Here is a 23,855-nt window from a genome sequence, read left to right as displayed (position 1 = left end):
TCTTGACATTTATTATTAACTTCAAATATGGCTGAGAAGCTCCTCGAATGCATAGGCAATACGCCGCTTGTGAAACTAAGCAAACTTGGTTCTTCAGAAAATGCTGACATCTATATTAAACTTGAATATTTAAACCCAACCGGATCTTACAAAGACCGGATGGCAGATGCCATAATTCACGGAGCAGAGAATCGCGGGGATCTTCGCAGCGGAATGACTGTAATAGAATGCACAGCAGGAAGCACTGGTACCTCTCTTGCCTTCGTATGTGCCTTGAAAGGATATCCATTAAAAATAATAACCAGTGATGCGTTTGCTCCTGAGAAACTTCGCGCGATGAAGGTCTTTGGGGCAGTGCTGGAAATCGTATCTGCTCCCGGAGGAAAGATCACACCAGATCTTATCCCCCAAATGATGAAAAAAGTACAGGACTTAAGTTTGTCACAGCAATATTACTGGACCAGGCAGTTTGAAAACATTGATGCTTTGAGTGGCTATGAGGTGATGGGCGCTGAAATCACTAAGCAGTTTTCCGGAAGAGTTGACGCTTTTTGCGCTTCGGTGGGTACTGCCGGAATGTACGTGGGAATGACGAAGATCCTTCGCGAAGCAAATGAGAATATACTGACATTTATAGTTGAGCCTTCATCCTCACCGCTAATTGCAAAAGGGATTAAGGGTACACACTCTATTGATGGAATTAGCGTCGGATTTGTTCCTCCTTTACTTAGTAATTCAACGTATAATGAAGTGCTCCTGATTGAGGAGTCAGAAGCAAGATTAATAGCCAAACGACTGGCTAAAGAAGAGGGAATATTTGCTGGTACCTCTACCGGACTGAATGTTGCGGCGGCATTACGGCTTGCAAAAAAATTAGGAAAAGGGAAAAACGTGCTAACCGTTGCCTGCGATTCAGGAATGAAATATATTAACACAGGGCTGTTTGACTAATATGAGCCTTTCAATCATACGGCGGGTTATTTTCAGACTGTCCTCTCACACTACCTTACGTTTGGTATACGGCGGTTCCATCTCATCAAAATCAACAATTGCCTTCACTGCTCCGTAGGAAAAATCCTGCATTTTTGCGGAATTAAAACTACCTACAAGTAGGTATAGGTGTCAATGCATGGTTCGCATAGCTTTGATGCTTCAAAGCACTATGATTGACCGTAGAAAATTTCGATTAAAATTAAGACACTCCTTAAATGAATTCTACCAAAACTGCAGCTTTACTGGCATTGATCGCCATTACCATCGTCATGTCCAATTGCCGGAAAAATGGTCCCGAAAATGATGAAAATGAAGTTCCAGGCACCTCGGATACTACAATGGCACTGCATCGGGACGTAAGAATTATTGATTCTACAAAATTTATTCTATCCAACGATACGAATTTACTGAAGCAAGGAGACTATGAATTTACGCATTCAGAAAACTTAATAACAATTAAAGCCGGTGATATTATCGTGGGCTCGACCGGAGAAGGTTATATAAGAAGAGTCAGGAGCGTAGTTGCACAGGGAAACAAGGTAACGTTTAAGACGGAACCTGCTGCCCTTGACGAGGTTTTTAGCCAGGGGAAATTCTCGTACGAATTTGATTTAAGCGAACTGATTCCTAATAATAAAAAGTTGCCCAAACAGCCTGATGCTGAAAAGGGTATTGATCAGGATGAGAAAGTAATGAATAGTGTTGATCTTCCCATTCAAGAAAAAATTCTTTATAACGAAGGTGGTGCGATCATCAAACTTAATCAAGGAATGGTTAATCTCGATGCCACCTGGAAATTTGACCACGAGTTTTCGGCCGGTAGTTTAAGCTATCTCCTGGCTGCCTGCGAGGATGCTGGCATAAAAGCTACAGCCGATTTTGAAGTTATACTGGAAAAGAATGTAAATCTCCCGGCAATCAAGGGTTCGCTCGCAAAATATAAAAAAATATATCCCCGGGTAGTATTTGTTGGCGTTGTGCCGGTACCGCTGATTACAACGATTACAATCGATCTACAATACAATGTTTACGGTTCGGCTAACGCCAAAATTAGCAGGTCGCTTCACACAGAAGCTGCAAGTACAGTGGATTTCGGCATCAAATACGAAAAAGGTTCAATCTCGCCAATCTATGATGGGAAGTTGGAGGGATCAGTGAGAGCTGGAGGTAAAGAGAGCCTGGCAAACGGAACCCTGAATATGTCAATAAGTCCGGTTATCACAGTCACCCTGAATGGTATGGTTGGTATAAATGCTTCGTTGGCGCTTATGGAGGAATTGAAAGTTGCGGGTAGTGATAAACCCGAAACTGGTACGGTCTGGGATATTTCCGCCGCAGCCTGGTTGCAGACAAATATAGGAGCTCATGCTGGTGTGTTCGGGAAGAAGTTGGTAGAGACTTCGAAAACCTGGGATACAGAACGCCTGATTTATTCTACACCTGTCAAAATCGAAAAAGTATCAGGTGATGAACAGGATGGTATAAAAGATAAACAGCTTCAAAAACCGCTTGTTGTAAAAGTAAACGACATAGTGCTTTCGCCGCAGGGTGGTGTTAATGTGAATTTCAGGGTTAAAAGTGGTGGCGGCACTTTAAGTTCAAAATTTGTAATGACCGATCCCCAGGGCCTGGCGGAAGTAAACTGGATATTAGGTAATAAGGAAGAAGAAGATCAACTCGTAGAAGCAGTATTAAGGAAGGGAGATGGTTCTATGATTGGAATTGTTACATTTCAGGCAAAGCTACAAGGGAACGATACAGTGAACATGATTATAAATCACGGCACCTGGAAGGCTTTCGCAGGAACTGACGACGATGGTGGTATATTTAATGATTCCGCATACTACACCAACGAATATCCCCGTTGCAAAATGACAACATATCACTGGGACATTCAGGATAGCCTACACATCACCTTCAAAGCAGATGGAACTGGTATTTTTCAACGCTGGCAGGTAGACTGGGGGACTGAAATAACAGATGAATTTAATTGTAAGCTCACCAATTATTCCAGGCCAGATTATGCCACCGTTTCATTTAACTGGAGATATAACAGCCAAACGAAATCAATAGATGTAAAATTTCCTGTCGATTTTTGGGAGATTCCGACAGGAAAAGAGGTAGTCTTTTCAATTTTATCGATAAGAAAAGATCGGTTACATCTACACACTGATGCAGATCCCGATGTAGAAGAAGATTTTGATTATCAATTTCAGTGATAATGGGAGTTTATTTATGCAACCCAAATGCAACGGAAAATTTATATAGCGCGGCAATACTCCTGGTTTCGAGTTTAACATTTATGTTTCGGCGATGAGTATTAATTGTGAGTGAGGAGACTTGTAACTCGTCAGCTATTTGACAGCTGTTTTTGCCACTGATGACCATTGAAATTATTATTTTCTCCCGTGGTGTGAGTAGACAGAACTTTCGAAAGTTTTTCTTCATCCAGTCCGTTTCTTCCAGTACACTGTTGATCTTGTTAGCTATTTGTCCGGTCGAATTGACTTCGTTCACTATAAGTAATATTTTGTCCGAGACCTGTTGACCAGGAGTATACATAAGTTTGGCTGAAGCGAAATACCATTTGAAGGATTTTTCATGGAGAGCTTTAGCCCTGTGTGCAAAGGTGAAAATTTTGGATGGATCCTGAACCTGCTGCATTTTGAGATAAGTATTCACAATAATCTCCGTTTCTGCCGGTACAAAAAATTGTTGGAAATATAGAGGCCCTTTCTCTTCCAACTCTTCTATACTATGCTTTAAGCGGTTGCAACCATTCTTATTCATATACACGGTTGCCATGCGCCCTAGATCCGTTACGAGCACGTTCCCGGGCAGATAATCACCAATTGCATCAAGAGAAAGGGCACCATTATAAATTTTTCTTTCGAGGGTATATACCTGCTGGCGGTTTGCCTTTTGAATTTCGGTGCTTGTTATATAGCGGCTCATGGTGTGGTTGTTGATTGATGACTTAATCCAAAAGCCTCGGCATACTTTAACAAACCGACATGGTCTTTGATACCTAATTTTTCGATTATCCGCTTACGATGTGTATTAACGGTATGAACTGATATGTAAATCTTTTGAGCGATTTCCCGGCTGTTTAAACCGCTTGCCAGTAAACCAACAATCTCTCTTTCTTTTCTTGTGAGACTGGAAACATTATTAAAATTTTCCTGAAAATAAATCTGAGACTCAAGTGCGTTGTAAAGCCTTGGTTTGATGTCTCCTAATGAATCAAGATCATATGTAAAAACCACGATTTCTTCTTCCCCCGAATCTTTGGGGATATGTAAGTGGGCCGAAGACAGTAACCAGCTCCATTGAGATGTAACTTTGAGAGCGTAACGTGAAAAAAAACTATAAACGGATCCAGGTTCAAGAGCTTTTAAATAATCTGCAATCTGAACCAACAATTCGTTCAATTGGTCGTCAATAGGTATCGCACTGAAATTCCTGTGAAGCAGGTTCGTGTGAGAACCGGAGATTCTATTTCGTAAACTTTTTAGATTATAAACTTTAATCTGATCAGGGAGCGTAGAAAATGCGTCGATGGAGATCATCTATATTGAAGAGTTAAGGTTTTATTTAGGAGTTTTCTGTCGATGAACTTCCTCAACAGATTCCCACACTGGAATCCATCTAATTTTTTCGTAGAAAAATACGGGAAACTGACGAAGTAAACCTCAGTATTACTACGGTTTTTCCCTTGAAGTAAAACAATTTATGGTTTTGCCTTTCGCTTTCGGTCGCTGAAGTCGTAATTATTTAAGTGATGAAAGCCAGGTAATTGGATGAAGTGATTCCCGTAAATCCCGCATCAGGATATGCTTTTGCAAACCCAACAGGAATTTTGATTTTTTCTTGTTTCCATTTACATTCAAAAGCTGCCATCTCCTGGTTATTGTTTACTTCAATCAGGTCCAGTTCCTGCTGGTCATATGTCCGCCAGAAATAATATTGCGGATGGTAACCGCGGTAACTATTGAATTTTATTCTTTCTGATAAAAAATATTGTTCCCATAACTGTCCGACATCATTGCGGTTTTGAAGCGAACTGAAATTACTTAGTGAAGAATAAGTAGTTAGAATATTTCAAAAAAATTAGGGGACTTATTGTTTTAGTGTTGCCGAACATCGAAAAATACTAAGCTTGTCGAAGGATTAGTTGATTGGTTATGATTTTTATTGACTTCACAATCTCTGTTAATACCTGGTCAATATTTGCATGATCAGCAATAGGGATCATATTTTTAGGAAGGCCCTGAAATTTTGCGTAAGGCATTTCATCAAACATACAGGCTCGACACATAATTGGTATTACAACTGCTTCTTTCTTTTCATATTTTTCGATTGCCGGCAAGACTTCGGATTTCCATATGTATTCGGATATAATAAAATCTGCACTAAGCAGAAGTAAAATAATTGATGACTCATCAAGCGACTTCCTGATTTTAAAATCCCATTCCTCACCAGGTAAAATATTGCTGTCACTCCATGCAATGATACTTCCACTTCGATAAAGCGGTGCCAAATGGGTAATCAACTTGTCTTTGATTTCGTTATCCTTGTGACTATAGGAGATGAAAATTTTTAAGGCTTCGGCCTCTACTTTCCTGATAGTTTGAACAATTTCTTTATTCTCAGCATACAGGTTTACAGTATCTCCGTTAATTAACTGACCTACAGTTTTGGCATTGATTGTTACTTTCATATTTCTTATACACTAACCTTTTTGTTATCGTTCGCTGTCTTATTGTTTGATCCAACTGCCTCTTTCTTATCCTCTTTCATGTGAATTACTTCTCCAACAATTAGCTTTTCAATTTTTTCGGCATTGATTGAATATTTACCTTCTTTGTCTTTGTATTTAGAAATATCATATCCATGACTTTCAATACACTCAAGTACCAACTTAGAGATTTGTTCGTAGGCTACGGAAATAGTGCCGACCAATTCAGGATAACCAAAGAAGTCGCCACCAAATGTCAGGGATTGTTCTTCTCGTAAATTGTATGGGTAGTAATAGTATCGGCCAGGCCAGGAAGTTTCATGGCTGATGATCTCTTCCTTTTTTGAGGTAACACTTTTTTCATTTTCACCTTTTTCGTTCAGTGGGTCTAATCCAACTAATTGGTCAACTGTGATGTCGTGGTGGAATTTCTCCTTGAACTTTTCCCGGATTTCCTTTAGAAGCTGTTCATTTTTATCAGATTCCAAAATATTATTGACAGTAAATCCATCGACAGTTTCTCCCATTTTGAACTTCATCAATCTGTTTTTTATGTAGGGTTTACCAAGCTTTGGAGGGCCAATAGTTGTTAATGCTATCTGGCAGCCGGCAGAGTTCCCTGCTCTGAACATGCGAATAAAGAAACATGCTGCTGAATCATATTTTGGGAACAGAACTTCTACCATAAAAAAGAGCCTGACAGAGGCATTTTCATCAACGGCATAAACGGATTGTAAATTGTAAATGTCTTTCTCAAGAAGCGGGCATTTATTAGCGTCAAGCCATGGACTATCAATATCCAGGCTTTCGCGGTTTAAAACAATAACTTTCCCAAAACCAATGTTTTCTATTCCTCCTGCCTGCAATGAATTTTGTAGTTTGGAAATGACCGTTTGCATTAGATACTCCTCCTCTTTAGGTACAACGTTATCCAGGTTTTTAGGTGGGCAGAAAAATTTATTCTCGAGTTGTAATCTTCCAAAACCAGGAAAGGGATGGTCCTCTTTAAAAGCAACGAGTACAGGGAATGTTTCCTTAGTTGCTTGTCCCTGGCCACTAAGCGCAAGTAAGCTTTTAAGCTGGTCGGGAAACGGAAAATCTTGTTTCTCCTCAAACGTATTGCACAATAGTTTTTCCAGGACTTCTGCCTTTTTTGCAGCAATTTGTTTATTGATTTTTTGATTGTAAATATTCACAGAAATAAAATATGCAAGAGCCCCTATGATGGCAGGAATAGCGAAATGCATTGGGATTAGATTTTCCATCCCCACTACAGTCACAATTATAACGCTAAATAGCAAAACCGTCCCGATCCCCCAAACCCATTTAATGTCCTGGCCGTTTTTATTATTACAGTGCTTTAGTTCTTTGATAGTTTGATAGATGATTTTTAGAAACTTTTGGTGGTCGAATAGATAAAAATGGCCAAAGTTGTTAAAAGGCAGCGGTGTAAATTTTGGAAGGGTATGCGATTTTGGAAAATCCTGATCCGCAATAAAAGAGGCTGCAACATTATTTGTCGCAAGGATGGTCATACCATCTTTAATGGTTGAGAAGTTTTCTACCTCCACCTCAATTAGTAATTCGGCAGAACTTAGCATATAGGTATAGGTTTATTTGTCGGGTATATATTTGCAGTAATACATTCCTTCATTGTCCATAAAATTTGTGCTTTGACTTTCGATTTTATGGATCTGATTTTTTGCAGCTCGCTAATTTTAGCCTGGCATATTGCAATAAATGGTGAAATGGGATTACTAAATAGTTTTGGTAGGGCGTCAGTCAATATTGAAAGAATAATTTTCCAGAGTGGGATTGTAAAAATTAAGATATAAAATATATATGATACAAAAAAGCTTTTGCACTATTTATTCTGATATTGATATTGTTTGAGCACCTGCTTTCAAAACAATCTCTTTTCCATTCCACACAAACTTCCCGGTAATGTTTGATGGCAAAGAAACTGTTCCGCTTACGCCTTTTTCACCAGTTCGTTTAAGCGCCACCGCTATTGACCCTTCCGGATGCGGAACAGTAGCGTTTACTTCTGTCAATTCACCCAGTGAAGGAGCGATAACGACAGTCGAAAAGCCAGGACTACCAGGAACTACTCCGCAAATGGTTGCCAGGAAATCATAGTTGGGACTTGCGCTCCAGGCATGACAATCGGATCTTGCAGGTTCGGGCATTTCAGCAAAAGTGGTCAGGCCAACTTTTAGCATTTGGCGCCATGGAGTAAGCTGCTGATAATATAGATTGCCCATGCCCGCTTTTTTCAGAGCCTGGTTCAGGTAAAAGCGGAAATAAAAAGTAACCGGTCCGATCTTTTGATCGCTCAGCACTTTTGTCATTACATCCTTTTCATCTTGTTCGGGAATTGCCCCGGTAAGTACGCCCAGTAAACTCGCATGTTGACTGAAAACCTTCTTATCCGGTGTATTTGCCATTAAACCCCTGCTTTTATCGAAGCAATTATTATATGTATTTGTGTTCAACAGGTCTGCCAGCTGAGTATAATGTGCAGCTTCATATTTTTTATCGAAAGCATTGAATAAAGCTGCAGCATGTTTCAGTGCATAAATGTATTGAAGCGTAATAACCGAAGAATTTCCATCTACTGCACCCTCAGGAACACCATCGTTGAAAGCTTTGGTGTAGTCAACGAAGTTCCACCAGTTCATTGGTCCAAGCATTTTTTTATCCATGTCTATTTTTTGCTCGTACCAGTTCAATACACCCGCAATGGGGACCAGGAATTGTTTCAGAAATGCATCATCTTTCCGGTGCATCCAATAATCATAAACCATAGATACCCAAATAAGGGAATAAGGCGGAATCAGCTGCAGCCTGCTACTTGGATAGCGGCCCTGGGTAAGTCCTTCAGGCACGCGCGAATTATTAAAATCGATGATTGCTTTACGCATCAGCCGGTCATCGCCGGTTACATACAAAGAGATAAGCGCCTGGATGCGGGTGTCGCCTTCATACTGCAATTGCTCATAATAAGGACAATCAAAATATGTTTCACCCGCACAAAGCCTGGCTGTGCGCCAGCTCACGTCCCATAACGACTTCATACTGGTGTCGTTGCTTGCAAACGACGCTTTTACTTCGAAAGGATAAGTGCTGAACATACCATAGAGGTCGTTTATGGTTAATGCTTCGTCGGCGGTACTGATATCCAGCTGCAGATAACGATATGTTCTTAGCCAAAGTGGCCTGAACAAACGGCTATTGCCGCCATCAGGCAGAAAAATATCGTAGTTACCAATGATTTCTTTTTGGTCGACCTCGTTGCGATTTCCTTTTTCCCGCTTACTGTTGAACAAAGCCTCGGCATAGGTGAGCTTCACCGAAGATCCCTTGCCACCACTTACCAACAATTCGGGATAGGCCACCGTGTTAAACTCCTGGTCAAGTAAGATGGTAACCTTTTTATTTGGCGATATGGTTAACGCTTTTTTGCCGGATAAGAACTCCTGTGAAACATTAGCACCTTTAGAGCGTCGAATAACGTTGATGCGTTGCAACGTCTCTTCCATCAATGGAATATTGCGGGGAGTGAGAGTCCATTGATTATCGGTACCTGTTCCGGATGGTGAAGGAGTTGCCACCGTGATAGCCGGCTTCCATGATTTGTCATTAAAACCCGGCTGTTCCCATCCCCAGAGATATTTTGATGCATCTACCTTATCTCCCGGTCCAATCACCATATACGCTTTCATGCGCGCCATGTTATCCATTGAACATGGTTCATAAGCTTTACTTGTTATCACTTTCCAGTTAGATCCCGAGTTAACCATTTTTTCGGCATCACCATCACCCTGTATTACGAAAGCAGTCTGGTTAGAAATCTGTGCTACCGGGGCCAGCGTACCCATGTTCCAGACCAATGCAGCCAGGGTATTGGCGCCAGGCTTTAGATAAGAAGCAATATCCATCGTTTCGAAGTACCAGTTATACAGGTCACCTCTTGCCGGTCCACTGCAAACCGGCACACCATTTACAAAAAACCGATAGCGGTTATCGGCCGATAAATGGATGATAAACTTTGCAGGCCTGGTGTTGAGAGTGATAGTATTCCTGAAGTGATAAACACCATAAGCTCTTGGGTCATTATCCGGGGAGGTGATCCATTTTGATGCCCATTGCTTACGCAACAGATTCGGGTTAACACCTGAATTTGTGTTTGAAACAAACAGCTGCTGTGCCGTAAGCAAATTTATGAAGATCAAAAGAATGCAGGTGATTAAAATATTTTTCATATGTTATGAATTACGACAGAACTTTTTTTTATCCATTACCAAAACCTCCAATAAATATAACACCAGGCAAATGCATACAAGGTCAGCCAAAATGCAATGCTTTTATACCAGGGGTGCTTTACACCTTTATCTTCAAGGCTCTTCAGCCAGGATAAACGCCAGGTGAACGGCTTTGCCTGCTCCTCGGAAGGCGGAGTAGAATATAGCGAGACCAGGACAATCAATATCATGGTCAATGCCTGCGCAATCGCACCCACATATAGCCAGTGCAGCGTAATATCAAGTGAAAATAAAATAACGGCTAAGGCTACCTGTATTACCACACCACCAATCAATCCGGCTATAGCTCCCGCATAACTGGTTCTCTTCCACAAAACACCAAGTAGCAAAACAGAAATAAACGGTGTTGCCATATAGGTTACACCTGTCTGAAAATATTTAAATAAACCAACGCTGCCAACCAGTGGGGCGATCAATGAAGAAAACAACAATGCCGCACCACCGGAAACCTGGCCTGTGATGATCAACTCCCGGTCACCAGCTGCCTTGCGAAAATATTTTTTATAGACATCAAGGGAAAATATAGTGGCTATCGAATTCGCCAGGGCACTAACAGTCGACATCACCGCTGCAAAAAAACCAGCGAGTATCACCCCCTTTAGTCCTGATGGCGCAAACAGTTGAAGTGCCAGCGGGAAAGTGCTATCCTGGTTATCCGGAAGTAGTGAAGGCCCCTTATGCATCACATCCAACCAATGATAAACCACAAGACCCAATAAACAAGTTACTAGTGGCCTGATGATATTAATAAAGCCGGAGAAAATCAAACCCATCATACCATCCCAGGTACTCCTGGCAGACAGTATACGCTGTATCATTACCTGGTTAGATGACTGGTAAAATAAAAACACACCAAATGAAGCCAGTATCAGTCCTGCAAAAGGCGCTTCCGGATCAGAAGGCGGCCGATATAAATGAAATCTTTCCGGCCTGGCAGATACCATTGCATCCCAGCCACCGGGTATTTTGTCGAGCGCCACAAAAAAGAATATCACACCACCACCAATGAGCATTACGCATTGAATGGCATCGGTCCACATTACAGAACTCAAACCACCGACAAGCGTATAACTTGCTGTTACCAGCACAATGCCTGCCATAACATAACCCTGGGGCCATCCAGTTAATTCACTAAGAGTAATACTGCCGCCGTAAATAACAGGTGGCAAAAACACGAAGAGGTAACCGACTAATATTACAACGCTGTAAATAGCACCACAGGCAGGTCCGAAACGACGGTTTAATAATTCCGGTACCGTCATGATTTTGTTCCGAAGGTATAAGGGAATAAAAAAGACCATCATCAGGAGATAAGTAGGCAGCGCCCACCACTCCCAGTTTGCTATAGCCATTCCGCCTTTGTAGGTAGCACCAATGGTACCAACAATCTGTTCACTTGAAACACTGGTTGAAACAAAAGCGGCACCGATCAGGTACCATGGCATATTGCCCGAAGCAAGAAAATAACCTTCTGCTGTCCGTTTCACTTTTCTTGCTGCCATAAGGCCTATCACAACCACCAGCAAGGTTTCGGCAACAATTATTATAATATCAAGTACGGAAAGATGGAATTTATCCATAAACTGGTTCCTGGTTTTTAGAGTATTAAATAAGTTGCGCTATACTTCGGTTATCCGAAACAAGCCAGTGTTGAGCATGCTGCGTAAAACCGCCTGAGGCAACTGAAACCATAGCGCCAAGCGTTTCTAGTTCTATCCAATCTTTGCAGGCAAAAATTTCCAGGTTACAACCGTTATCCACACAATCCGCCGGTTCAGTCTTTTCCTGGTGTTGAATAATTAATTTCCCACCATCCTGCCCGGCGGATAGCCAACCCTGGCTTTCATGCCATCCTGCTTTACCCCGGAAATCACCTGGTTTTACAACCATAAACCCGTCTGAAGAAGGCCAGTTCCTGCTTTCCGTTCCCGGCCAGTAAACGATATTTTCTGTAGAACAGGAAGCTGTGATATTAGCTGATCCCGGTATGCAGGTGATGGCCCAAAGAGCCCCGGACCATGCTATGCTCCCGTAGTTTTCAAGTATATGAACAAGTTCAAACCCCGAACCACCAGCCAGCACACTAACCTTAATGGACAAACGCAATTCATCGGTTCGGATAGGTGCGGATATAATCGCCAGTTCTCCCGCTATATTTACGGAACAGGTTTCGTTATCCGGGTAATAACTGCTATCGTTTTCAGGCGCAATAGTGAAACGATGACCGCCATATAGCCGCCACTCTCCTACACCAAAGCCGGTAGCATCTTCATATAATAAGTTGGCTCCGCCGTTATATGTGAGGGATAGAATTCTTGGACCTGCGGAAAGGCCGATAATTAGTTCACAATGGGTGGTGGTAATTCTGGCAGCCTTGCAATTTTTCCACGTTACGTAGTTCAGGTTCATGGAAGCACACGTTTGGTAAGGCCCCGTTGATAAGCTTCGAGCCTTGTAAATCCTTCTGCAAACCGGCAGCCGGCACCTAGTCCCCGGAAACGCGCCTGCACTTCAATCATTTCAATCATATCCGTGAACGCAAGCTCTTTCATAGCCACAACCTGGCTCTCGTGGCAGGACAACATTTGTTTTTTCACCTCGAATTCATTGCTGATGTCAACATATTCAGTTGGCAGAAACCCTATCCCACCAAGATTATCCATATAATATAGCTGGGCCTGCCCGAAACGACAGGCCGGGAAAGATTGACCGGGAATAAAAGGCAGTCCTTTTTGAAAATAAGAATCAAATACAAGTTGGCTCACATACCTGTGATCGGGATGATAATCATTTGGTGAATGGGTAAATATTAAGTCCGGGTCAGCTTCGCGCAAAACATCGATCATGATCCGGCGTTGATTTTCATTTGGAAATACATGTTCGTCATCCACTCCCGCCCAGATTAGCTTTGCATCAATAATCGCCGCAGCAGCACGTGTTTCTTTTTCCCTTATTGCAGCAAGCTCCTGTGGTTTTATATGAGTGTCGCCCATATTACCTGTCGTAAAAACAGCCATCGTAACCTGGTGACCCTGTTTGGCATATTTTATCAAAGTGCCCGCACAAAGAATTTCAATGTCATCAGGATGGGCGGCCACACATAGTATGTTCATAGTACAGAATAATTAAAGTACGCCATAACGGTCAAACACTATTTTAAGTGAATCCCCATTAAGCAGATCATTACGGGATTGATTTTCTTTATGTCCTTTTTCAAATGCCAGTTCAAGCACCTTGTCTTCAACCTCGCGTGGGATCACAACTATACCATCAAAATCACTGAAGATGAGTTCGCCAGGATTCACAACTACATCACCGCATCTTACCGGCACATCATAAGCCATTACCTTCCCCCTACCCAAACTATCCAGGGGCCTTATGCCGCCATAAAACACGGGGAACTGCATCGCCATGATTTTCCGGCAGTCTCTTATCATGCTGTCGCAGATACAACCAACAGCACCGTTTCTTTTGGCGATCGTGCTCATCAATTCACCCCAGGGAGCATTTGTGCCGGCAAAGTCGGTAGAATGAACAACCACATCACCTGTAGTTAATGAATCGACCGCTTCTATTTCCAGGGTATAAGCATCGTCCTCAATATAATCTGTTTCCATCCATCGCAATGTTTTTGCCCTACCAACCATAGTACTGTTTTGGGGATCCAGTGGCCGCAGGCGTTGATGCATGGCCTGGTTGCGGTATCCAAGATTATCGAGGACATCGCATACCAGCGCTACATAAAGGTTTTCTTTGATCCACTTAAATTTTTGTTCGTCGGTCAACATTTCAGTTGTCTCCATATCAGTAATTATTTGTTCAGAAATTATTTTTGATAAACATATCGTTGGTTAATTCGCATATGACAATAAGGGTTTGCATTGTTGTTATTCCCACACAAATGACTTCATCCTTTCAGATATTATGCATTTTGCCCCGAGGTCCTTGTTTTCACAAAACCATTTGAAGACTTCGGGATTTTCAGCATTCAAAGCCATCGTATCATAATGATTTGGAAAAACAAATCTTGGTTTCACTTCACCGGCAAAAAATGCTGCCTGCTCCGGCCCCGGGTTACCCCATTTACCGTTGATAGGCACTAACATAATATCTGGTTTTGCTGGTGCCGCATCAACAACAAGGGGATGAAATTGAGTGTCCGATGTATGATAAATACTTCTGCCATTTTCAAATCTTACCAGGTAGCCCGTGGTGTCTAAAACATCAGCTCCTGTTGGTAAGGCAAAAACACCGGTAATCTCTGCCTGGCCGAATCTATGCGTTTGTCCTGCATTAACTACCACCACGCGCTCCGCAGGAATGCCAACCTTAACAAGGGCTGCAGCTGTTAGCCAGGGTGCAACAAACCATGTTTCGTTTTTATACCTGTATTGCGAAAGCGTTTCAGGATCCAGGTGATCAGCATGATTATGTGTGATGATGATTATATCCGCTTTTAATTCATCGGGGCTTATGGGCGGTGGATACAATCGCGAAAATTCAGGAGCGCCATTTGCTGCAGAATCAGATAAATACGGATCTATCACAATGGTAAGCCCGGTAACCTTCAACACATAACCCGCCTGGCCCAGCCACCACAATGCGGCCTCGGCTTCAGTCAGCTTATGTTCAAGTATAGTTTTCATCAGTTCAATTTAATTTCGACAACTACAGATTTACACAAAAACGTTTAACTGCTTTTTCATTTATATTAATTCCCAGGCCCGGTCCTCCAGGCACTGCTATATAACCATCAGCGTCCATCTGAACCGGGTTTTCTATCACTTCCCTTAACATTGGGTTATCGCAAACATTGTATTCCAGGAACAATGATCTTGGCAGTACTGCATTCAGGTGAAGACTTGCAGCTGTCAGCAAATCAGTGAGCCAGGCATGAGGACATACATCAATACCCGCATGTTCCGCTTCCCACAAGATTTTTCGTGCTTGTGAAAAACCTCCGCAGCGCGAAAGATCCGGTTGTGCTACGTCAACACCACCACGAACTATCAACTCGCGGAAACCCCAGGCAGTTGCTTCCTGTTCACCGGCAGCAATACGGGTTTTAACACCAGCAGCTTTTACTTTTGCATAGCCTTCATAATTTTCAGGATGAAGAAAATCTTCGAGCCAGAATATATTGTAAGGTTCAAGTGCGCGGCAAAGTTCGATGGCGTCATAAGCACTTCTGTCAACCATCCAGCCTGCATCAACCATCAGTTCAACATCCGGACCCAGTGCATCACGGGCGGCTTCTACCAGTTTAATATCTTTTTTCTTATCCTGCCCAAAAACTCCCCAGCCAAATTTTACAGCTGTAAATCCGCGTTGCACATAAAATGCACAGGCATCACGCATAGCTTCAGGTGTTGGCCTGAACAGCGTGGATGCATAGGCCCTGACGCGATTGCGTCTTCCGCCCCCTAATAATTTATGCACCGGCATGCCGATAGCCTTGCCCATGATATCATGACAGGCTATATCAAAACCCGAGAGCACCTGGATCGCTACGCCCCTGCGGCCATAATAAATGCTACCCCGATAAATCTTATCCCAAAGACGTTCAACGTCGAAAGGGTCCTCGCCGATAACCAATGATTTAAGACCTTCAAAAACACCCATACCGCTTTCAGGGGCGTTAACCGCCGCTGCACCTACGTGAGGGGCAGTTTCTACATCTGCCCATCCAATAATACCTTCGTCAGTGCTTACTTTAATCAGCAGGCAATGTTTTACGCCACGTGCTTCATCGCTTCCTTCAGGGGGACGAATTTCAAAGGGTGATTCTAATATGAATGCTTCAACGTTTGTTATTTTCATTTCTATCTTTTAGAGGTCATTGCCCTTTTATTATTTTATGATTTGAAATCAACTGAAGTTTCCAATTTAAAAAATAATCGAAACCTTCAGCGCTTTATCATGACCGTTACGTGCAAGATCAAAAGCCTGCTCCCAGTTTTCAAAAGGCAGCTTGTGTGTTATAATTTCATGAAGCGCCAGCGAAGGATCGGTTAAACATTCAAGCGACTCCTGCATTCTATCCTCATCATTGCATGCACCGACAATTTCCAGTTCAGACAGATGAATAGTAAATAAATCAATAGCAACCGGCTCTTTAAGGCCACTGAATATAACCATCCTGCCACGTGGTCTCAGCGCTGCGATACAATCCCTGGCTGCTTCAGCTGAACTAACAGCGAGTATGGCAACATCTACCGACTTAACAGGCAATTCAGTTGCAATAGTAACCCCCGGAATCATCGAAAGCCTGAAAGGTTCTTTACCCGAAACAATTACTTTGCCCGCACCGGCGCGTATAGCCAGCCTTGCTATAATATTTCCAAAGGGGCCATCTCCCACAATCAACACTGTGCGATCTTTAATATTTCCCGCCCTTGCAATTGCCTGCAGACAGACTGCGACCGGCTCAAGTAATGAGCCTTCAGCAGCCGTTAAATTGTCAGGTAAAGCCATTACCCGGTCCGCTCGCTGTACAAAATACCCTGCAAAGGTTCCGTTACGATCATATCCAAGATGACCCATGTTGGCACATACATGTTCAAACCCTCTTTTGCATTCAACACATTCCTTGCATGGTATAACAGGATGTTCTGCTACCCTGGTACCTGGTGATAAATGTTTTACTTCCGCTCCACATTCCACGATCACACCCGATGCCTCATGACCCAATACGCGGGGCAAGACGATGCCAAAAGGATTACTGCTGATATCATGCAGATCTGATGTGCATATAGTTGCGGCGGCAGTGCGAATCAAAACTTCGTTAGCGCCTGGCTTTGGCACCGGCAATGTTACTCTTACCAGTTTATTGAGTGCCTGGAGCTGCAATGCCTGCATATTCAGCGGTATCTCTTTCATCTGCCTACAAGCATTGGATTAGGTAATTGAAGAAGCGTCAACGTATCACGGTTGATAATCCCTTCAATAACATTTGAAGGGATACCGGGCAAGCCACTGTTAGCGATGATATGATTGATATTTCTCACCCCTTCCAATGAACTACGTGTTGTAGTAAAAGGGAAGTCTGACCCAAAAAGCACTTTTGCATAAGCACCATATTCTACCAGTAAACGCATTGAATTATAAAACTGCCAGGGCCGGTAGTACAATGCAGAAAGATCAGCATAAACATTTGCATGCCGGCGTATCACCGCAATCGTTTCCCCCTCCCATGGATGACCAAGATGCGCCAGCACCATATGCAGGTCCGGAAAATCTACTGCAACCGCATCAAAATGAACGGGCCTTGAATAGTCAAGCGGTGTGCCACTTACGAATGAAGTGCCCGCATGGAAAAGTACGGGTAACCCATGTTTTATACAATAACTATAGATATCATAACATCTCGGATCTGCGGGATGAACATTCTGGTAGAGCGGAGACATTTTCACTCCCACTGCCCCAAGATCCTGGTGACATTTTTCCAGCTCATCCATAAAGTTTTTCTTAGCCGGATCGATAGAAGCAAAAAACAATAATCGTTCAGGTGCCTTTGCAACATGTGCTGCAACGATTTCATTCGGTATGTTCCAATCAGTTTGTGAAGCCTGGAGCCCAAACACGACGGCTACATCCGCGGCCTGCGTTTCTTCCAGGTGTCTTTTCTCAACATCGCCCCAAACTGTTTGATCTACTCCACACCGCTTCAAATCAGCTTGCAACTTTGGGCCAAAATCCAGTTCCGGCCTGAACACATGTGTGTGAATGTCAACAATCATATCAATAACTCATTTTAGGGTCAGCATTATCATTCAAATGACCAGTAATGTACTGCCCATGGTTCAAGTGTTAAAGAAATTTCCCTTGTTCCTTTTTCAAGATTGATAAAAGGATCCGGACGAAGCCGTTGATTTTCGTCCTGTGCGCCGGATGTAGCATCCAAAATCATATGACGGATACGCATTTTTTTGGGTAGATCTTTCAGGCTAATCTTTACCTTTTTCGCTGTGTCTGAAAAATTCCAAACCATCATGTTGTGCATATTCAGCCTGGGATCATGACTCGCAAATCCGTGCACCTTGTCGCTTTCAGAACTTACCTTCAATTTATTTCCTGCCATTCTCGACAGCAGTTTGAACGTAAAATATGCTGGTCTTAGATTATTCTGATAATCAATTAATCCACTGAACTGAGCCTGGCGGTTCCACCAACGGGTCATGAATGCTGTACCCTGCGGCGAAAACACTTTTGCAAATGTTTCATAAGACACATACCAATCGCGGATATGATAGTAACACGACCAGTCGAGTCCGACATCTTTCATTTGCCAGATGGTTTCGGCAACATAGCAGGGTTGAAAACGCGGATCAAGAATGGGGTTAAACAGGTCAACGTTCCATTCATTCATGATTGTCTCCGCACGAAGATCCGGATATTTTGCCAACAGATCTTTTACGTATTGAATCTGGCCCCTTATCGCGGTCGGACTGTTATTATAATTGTGAAAGGATACAAAATCCAAAGGTATTTTTTCCAGTGAACAAACACGCAGCAGCTCCGGCAAAATGGGTGATTTAAACCAGGCCAGTGCGGGACCGCCAACTTTTGCAGTAGGATCTGCGCGTCGGATGGCGGCTACCGTATGTTTATAATATCTGGCATAGTTTTCTGGCTTAAAGCGATATGGTGTTCCGCCATCTTCGCCGATATCAACTTCATTACCAACTTCCCAAAACTTTATGCCCGCCCCTTTATTCAGGTAATGTTTAACAACATTAAATACAAACTCTTCCCAGCCTTTATAGTCGTTTGGCTCAACAATATCATGGTCTATCACCGGAAAAAAAACCTTTGGCTTTAAGCAAAAGCTCATAAAGGGTTTTGCACCTGTTGCCAGGATATTGTTCACCATGCTATCCAGTGTTTTAAAATGATACTTCCCTTTTTGCGGAAGCACTTCATAATATTCACTAACGAACAGCCTTATTATTGCAGGATGCAAAGCTTTTATTTCGGTTGTACGGTTCGCAAGCATTGGCTCTTCAGAGAGACCACCCTGTCCCAGTGCCATCTGTTCCATTCGCATTGGTCCAAGATCTTTTGAAAAATCAACTTCAAGATTTGTTTCCTGGGCAGAAGCAACTCCTGAAAGGATAAGCAGGGAAAAAAAGAAAAAACCTTTTAGCTTCAAAATAAATAAGTTTTGCAGGTGAAAAGACTTGCTATTACAACGATGCCGGGCTAGAACTTTGCTAATATTACATAGTTCTTTTCAGATGGCTCCGGGATGATTACAAACTCTTTTTTTGAATCGAAGTTTCTCCAGGGTTTCCCATTCACCGTCACAGAACGAATGGATTTTTCCTGTTGATGACGAAATCTGATCAATAATTGTTTTGGAGGATTACGATCTGAAAGGTTGACTTCTGCTTTAATTTCATTTGCATTTTCAACCCTGAAGCTTAATGAAAGCGGTCCAAAATTAGTGGGTGCGTTTTTAACCTCGATCTGTTTGCCCGTCTTTAACCATTCCCGCGGAACAGCCTGTCCTATCATCAGCGTATCATCTCCGAATTCATTGATCAGCATCCTCCGGTATAATTCAAACCAGGCCCCATCAGTGCTGGGCGGACCGTAATATTGTCCCCAGGCCCATCGATGTTCAAGTGAAGTAAGTTGCTCATGAGAGAAAGCGCAAGCCATCATACTATAGAATGAACGTATTACTCCTTTGGGATCATCGCGCAGCAAATAAGTATTTCCCTGTTGTACGTAGACCGGCTCATTTGCTGCCCCGTTATTCAGCAGGAAAAGATTGTCTTCATGATCATTCAACATAGCTGTTGTCATCCAGCTGTATGGTTCAAACACACCAAGGCGAGACAGGTGTAGGGGTCCGCAATCGACATCGGTAGGATACCATTGCTCCATCATGCGTCTCGGCGTCATTGCATCTGTAGGAACATAATTGGTCCAGCTTCCATCAGCCAGTTGCACTACAGGTGATTTTACACTACTGCCTGCAAAGGCTGTGACTACATCTTTTTTCATTTTTGCAGCTACCTGCTTTACTTCATCCGCGCGTTGATGACCATATCTTGAAAGAGCCCGGGCAAACTGTTCAAGCCCCGCTACATAATAAGCCTGGGTAAAAGCCCATTCGCGTTCAGCATGCGTCAGATCGTTCAGTGCACCTAAGATCAGTCCTGTTCTGTTGGTTTGAGAATCGGATTTATTAATCTGGCGAAGGCACCAGTCAAGTGCTTTTAATGATTGTGGTAGCAATCGGCCAAACTCTTCTTTATTCCCTGAGAGCAGATAATTCTGCGCTATCGTGTACAGGTGACCGGGAGAGTAAACGCCCCAGTTAGCAAACCCACCGATTCGTCCATCGGGCTGTTGCTGACTTTGAAACATTGCTTTCAGTTCGTTTTCGGCAACTTTTTCATAACCTCTTAAACCATAAATCATGTAATCAACATAAACAGCCTGGTTGATTGGCCAGTCCGCCTTTTTTTGTCCATATGCTGTGTTTGCATAAGGCAGGTCCATGTGTTGTTGGTTGTTATCATTGATAGTATGACGGGGCAGTATCAGTGAATGCCAAAGGCTGGCGCGATATAACTCGTTCACTTTTTGTTCCGGCACTATAAACTGCGCACCGGCGGTGAGCCATTGTTCCCAATACGCAATGGTTCTTGTTTTTTCAGCGTCATATTTCAATCCATTCAGCACTGCAGTTGCCTGTGCAGAAACCGCGGGAGCAGGCAGTTTTAAAACAACCTCTTTAGTTTCTCCATTCGCCAGGTTTCCAGTTATATTAAAAGTTACCTGTTGTCCTTTTTCTATCAAACCATTTTGTGTCGTCGTAACTGTCAGGCCCGGTCCTTCAACTGAAAGCAAAGTTTCATTTGTATAATCATCTTTCAGGTTCCACTTACCGTTGAGGTTAGCAACTGAAAGCTTACGATCCTTCTGTTCATTGTTAAAACTAAATCCAAAGTTCAAATTGCCGGCTTTACCGGAAACCTTCACCCTGGTAAGCATTACGCTGCGTACATAGCCGCTTATTGCTGCTGATACATCACCGAAGGTTGATGCGAATTGTTCAACCTCAAACTGCTGTTCATTTTTTTGAAGATTGGTAACAACTACAGGCAATCCGTTTTGAATCTTCTGACCTTTCCATTCGCTGCCGGGCAGCAGGAAGTCTAACCTGAATCGATGTGGTGATGCAAAATCTGGTCTCAGGTTCGCCCATCGGTCAACTGCAAACTTATAGATCGAGCCATGTGTGGCGGCGGTAACTGTAAGATGACCCGTTGTACCCATGTATCTTGTTTGCCATGAAGCTTTCCAGTCGTTTGGATTCCCGAAGTCTGCCCAGCGTTTTTTGAATTGATCAAGCGAAGCTTCAGGCGAACTGCGGACAACATCGAGCGTACGTTGGCCTTTCAAGGATGCGAGGTGCTTTTTAAAATCTGTTCCCTTACCTGCTATAGCAATAAACACATCATGCTCCGGCAGCCACATGGCGCCGTATTTTAAGAGATTTTCCATTGACACAGAAAATCCTTCAGTGCCTTCTGCATTCAATTGTATGGTAAACATTGGCGCATCCGGCTGATTCCATTGATCCTGCTGCAGGCGAGCTATCTGGCCCGGTGATCCCTTTTCTAAAAGATAACCCCACATGCCATCACCGTTGATTGAATAGTCATCCTTGTGTTGTGCTACTTTTAATGGTGTTGCTGAGGGTGTTGTCCAGGCTACATGAGTAATCAGCTCATCAACATCGCCTGCGCCGCAATTAAATGCGGATTGCTCACCGGCCTTATCATTTCTTTCGAGCTTGCTTCCTTTAATATTGGAGATGCTAAGAGTTGTTGAGCCCTTTAATTGTATTGATCTGGAAGTTTTTTTTGGTGCAGTATGACCAAATGAAATTTGTATATCCGCCTCAAGCCGCCCCGCGTTCTGTGCATAGGCTGACTGTGACACAAATATCAAAAGACCTGCTGATATTATTCCTGAAAGTTCTTTTAAATTAAACATGTTTATTAATAGTTTCATTATTGCGATTCAAAACCGTCCCGCGGCTGCGAAGGCTGTGTTTTTCAGGAAGCTTCTCATGGCATTATTCACCCTGGATTTGTTCATAACTTTCTCTTTCATCTTATAAACCCCTAGTAATTCGGATTCTGAACAAGTTGAGGATTTTTATCGATAGCCGACTGTGGTATCGGCAATAGATAATTTTTTGCAGGATCAAACTTTTTGTTACCCCCACCTGCAGGCACCACTGTGTAAACCCAGACATTCCCTACCTTCTCTATCTTCATCGCATGTACTGTACCGTTAAGCTTCACTTCAGCAAGTTTAAGTCTTAGCAAATCAGGCAACCGCTTTTCTTCAAATGCGAGTTCAACTCTTCTTTCTCTTTGAATAGCTATTCTCATATTTGCCTGTGACAAACCTGTAGGAAGATCGGGAAGATCGGATCTATCACGGACCTGGTTCACTGCATCGATTACAGATGCATCGGGACCCACCGCTTCGTTTTGTGCTTCAGCATAACTCAACAAAACTTCGGCATATCTGAAAATGATCCAGTTTGCACTGTTACCATTGTTCTGCGCGCTTGCATATTGCGGATTCACACCTTTACGTAAATAATAACCAGTACGGGTTGATATACTACTGTTATTAAGATCCGTCGCATTTAAGCTACCAACGCCCTGTTTCATAACAAATATATCATCGAGCCATACAGATTCATCATATACGATCGACTCATAAAATCTTTTCTCCCTGTTGAGATAAGGCTTCTGCGGATCGTAACCCGAAGCAGGATCAGTGATAGGCAAACCATTGGCCATTGAATATTCATCCACTATATCCTGTGTAGGATTCTGATGACCCCAGCCTGTCAGCGAACCTCTGACAAAACGCGGCCCCAGCTGTCCATCCCTGAAATTTGCCAGGGATGTTCCTCCCAGGTGCTGGCGGCTGAAGATAACTTCAACATTGTTGTTATTCGCTTCAAAAAACATAGCGTTATAATCAGAGAAAAGGCTGTATTTATTCAGATCGATTACCTTCTTAAAGGTAGCTGCTGCAGTTGCCCATTTTGTTTTATCATTGCTGGTATTCTTTAATGGACTTGCGTTAAACAATTCGCAGGACCCTTTCAATGTCAGCGCCGCACCTTTTGTGGCCCGGCCTGTTTCGGCAGACACCGGCAGATCTGCTTCAATCTCCGTGAGCTCTTTTTGTATAAAAGCAAAGGTTTCTTCTGAAGTGCTTTTTGCCCTGAAAATTTCATCACCTTGCTCAGTTTGATTCAGCACTTCTGTGATAATTGGAACTCCACCATGAAAATTCCATAACAAAGAATAAAAATATGCGCGGAGATAACGGGCTTCTGCCAGGGCAATTTTTTTCCAGTTGGCAGACAAATCAGATGCAGCGACATTTTGTATAAACAGGTTGCATTTACGGATATTGGTGTATTGTCCCCACACATTCGGTGCATTGCTTGCGGTATAGAGACCGGGGCCATAAATATTTGTGCTTACTCTACCGGCCTGGCCATTAAGTGAGTTATCAGAAAAATTATCCCATGGATCACTGGTTTCCATGGACGGTATCGCGGCATAGATGTTATTCAAAAACAATCCTGCATTTTCGGTGTTTGACCAAAGTGTGGCATCAGTCACCTGGTCTTTCGGTGTTACTTCCAGGAACTTTTTACAGGAAGAAAATGAGACTGAAAAGACCAACAGTACTATAGCACTGTAAAATTTTATTTTCAATGATTTAATATTCATGACCAGTTG

The 23,855-nt window shown here is 42.8% G+C and carries 19 protein-coding genes; 2 read left to right on the top strand and 17 right to left on the bottom strand.

Features of this window, described 5'->3' with window-relative positions:
• Nucleotides 1-27 precede the first annotated feature (27 nt).
• Nucleotides 28-951, top strand: coding sequence for a PLP-dependent cysteine synthase family protein (locus VK664_RS00300; RefSeq protein WP_461396587.1), 924 nt, complete (start codon nucleotides 28-30; stop codon nucleotides 949-951).
• A 257-nt stretch (nucleotides 952-1,208) separates the two neighbouring features.
• The gene (locus VK664_RS00295; protein ID WP_461396586.1) at nucleotides 1,209-3,212 is read left to right on the top strand and encodes a hypothetical protein; all 2,004 of its coding nucleotides are present in this window, start codon (nucleotides 1,209-1,211) and stop codon (nucleotides 3,210-3,212) included.
• A 10-nt stretch (nucleotides 3,213-3,222) separates the two neighbouring features.
• On the opposite strand, the gene VK664_RS00290 is transcribed toward VK664_RS00295, so the two are convergent.
• The 17 genes from VK664_RS00290 to VK664_RS00210 form a co-directional block, all read right to left on the bottom strand.
• Nucleotides 3,223-3,948, bottom strand: a complete 726-nt coding sequence (locus VK664_RS00290; RefSeq protein ID WP_461396585.1) for a helix-turn-helix domain-containing protein — start codon at nucleotides 3,946-3,948, stop codon at nucleotides 3,223-3,225.
• The gene (locus tag VK664_RS00285; RefSeq protein ID WP_461396584.1) at nucleotides 3,945-4,562 is read right to left on the bottom strand and encodes a response regulator transcription factor; all 618 of its coding nucleotides are present in this window, start codon (nucleotides 4,560-4,562) and stop codon (nucleotides 3,945-3,947) included. Before VK664_RS00285 ends, VK664_RS00290 begins: the two co-directional genes overlap by 4 nt.
• Before the next feature lie 205 nt (nucleotides 4,563-4,767).
• The gene (locus VK664_RS00280; RefSeq protein WP_461396610.1) at nucleotides 4,768-5,091 is read right to left on the bottom strand and encodes a DUF4143 domain-containing protein; all 324 of its coding nucleotides are present in this window, start codon (nucleotides 5,089-5,091) and stop codon (nucleotides 4,768-4,770) included.
• Nucleotides 5,092-5,146: 55 nt separating this feature from the next.
• Nucleotides 5,147-5,713 carry a toll/interleukin-1 receptor domain-containing protein gene (locus tag VK664_RS00275; RefSeq protein WP_461396583.1) on the bottom strand — a complete coding sequence of 189 codons (567 nt, stop codon included), beginning with the start codon at nucleotides 5,711-5,713 and terminating at the stop codon, nucleotides 5,147-5,149.
• A 5-nt stretch (nucleotides 5,714-5,718) separates the two neighbouring features.
• Complete coding sequence (locus VK664_RS00270) at nucleotides 5,719-7,332, bottom strand: hypothetical protein (RefSeq protein ID WP_461396582.1); 1,614 nt, start codon at nucleotides 7,330-7,332, stop codon at nucleotides 5,719-5,721.
• 267 nt (nucleotides 7,333-7,599) lie between these two features.
• On the bottom strand, nucleotides 7,600-9,996 hold the full coding sequence (locus tag VK664_RS00265; protein ID WP_461396581.1) for an alpha-L-rhamnosidase-related protein: 2,397 nt from the start codon (nucleotides 9,994-9,996) through the stop codon (nucleotides 7,600-7,602).
• 35 nt (nucleotides 9,997-10,031) lie between these two features.
• Nucleotides 10,032-11,636 carry a sodium:solute symporter family transporter gene (locus tag VK664_RS00260; RefSeq protein ID WP_461396580.1) on the bottom strand — a complete coding sequence of 535 codons (1,605 nt, stop codon included), beginning with the start codon at nucleotides 11,634-11,636 and terminating at the stop codon, nucleotides 10,032-10,034.
• Between the two features lie 25 nt (nucleotides 11,637-11,661).
• Nucleotides 11,662-12,465 (bottom strand): hypothetical protein, encoded by an 804-nt coding sequence (locus VK664_RS00255; protein WP_461396579.1) that lies wholly within the window; start codon nucleotides 12,463-12,465, stop codon nucleotides 11,662-11,664.
• On the bottom strand, nucleotides 12,462-13,169 hold the full coding sequence (locus VK664_RS00250; RefSeq protein WP_461396578.1) for a PIG-L deacetylase family protein: 708 nt from the start codon (nucleotides 13,167-13,169) through the stop codon (nucleotides 12,462-12,464). The genes VK664_RS00255 and VK664_RS00250 overlap by 4 nt, the downstream gene beginning before the upstream one ends.
• A gap of 12 nt (nucleotides 13,170-13,181) precedes the next feature.
• Nucleotides 13,182-13,859, bottom strand: a complete 678-nt coding sequence (locus tag VK664_RS00245; RefSeq protein ID WP_461396577.1) for an RraA family protein — start codon at nucleotides 13,857-13,859, stop codon at nucleotides 13,182-13,184.
• A gap of 84 nt (nucleotides 13,860-13,943) precedes the next feature.
• Nucleotides 13,944-14,702, bottom strand: a complete 759-nt coding sequence (locus VK664_RS00240) for an MBL fold metallo-hydrolase (protein WP_461396576.1) — start codon at nucleotides 14,700-14,702, stop codon at nucleotides 13,944-13,946.
• A 22-nt stretch (nucleotides 14,703-14,724) separates the two neighbouring features.
• Nucleotides 14,725-15,876: a mandelate racemase/muconate lactonizing enzyme family protein gene (locus VK664_RS00235; RefSeq protein WP_461396575.1), complete on the bottom strand. Its 1,152-nt coding sequence runs from the start codon at nucleotides 15,874-15,876 to the stop codon at nucleotides 14,725-14,727.
• Nucleotides 15,877-15,942: 66 nt separating this feature from the next.
• Complete coding sequence (locus tag VK664_RS00230; RefSeq protein WP_461396574.1) at nucleotides 15,943-16,935, bottom strand: zinc-dependent alcohol dehydrogenase; 993 nt, start codon at nucleotides 16,933-16,935, stop codon at nucleotides 15,943-15,945.
• Nucleotides 16,932-17,795 carry an amidohydrolase family protein gene (locus tag VK664_RS00225; protein ID WP_461396573.1) on the bottom strand — a complete coding sequence of 288 codons (864 nt, stop codon included), beginning with the start codon at nucleotides 17,793-17,795 and terminating at the stop codon, nucleotides 16,932-16,934. Before VK664_RS00225 ends, VK664_RS00230 begins: the two co-directional genes overlap by 4 nt.
• 29 nt (nucleotides 17,796-17,824) lie before the next feature.
• On the bottom strand, nucleotides 17,825-19,207 hold the full coding sequence (locus VK664_RS00220) for a GH39 family glycosyl hydrolase (RefSeq protein ID WP_461396572.1): 1,383 nt from the start codon (nucleotides 19,205-19,207) through the stop codon (nucleotides 17,825-17,827).
• 50 nt (nucleotides 19,208-19,257) lie between these two features.
• Complete coding sequence (locus VK664_RS00215) at nucleotides 19,258-22,071, bottom strand: hypothetical protein (RefSeq protein ID WP_461396571.1); 2,814 nt, start codon at nucleotides 22,069-22,071, stop codon at nucleotides 19,258-19,260.
• 131 nt (nucleotides 22,072-22,202) lie between these two features.
• A complete protein-coding gene (locus VK664_RS00210; RefSeq protein ID WP_461396570.1) occupies nucleotides 22,203-23,846 on the bottom strand; it encodes a RagB/SusD family nutrient uptake outer membrane protein in 1,644 nt (547 codons plus the stop codon).
• Nucleotides 23,847-23,855 lie beyond the last annotated feature (9 nt).

Source organism: Flavitalea sp. (assembly GCF_035489435.1).
Classification (GTDB): domain Bacteria; phylum Bacteroidota; class Bacteroidia; order Chitinophagales; family Chitinophagaceae; genus DATHKG01.
This window is presented reverse-complemented; position numbering and strand designations above follow the sequence as displayed.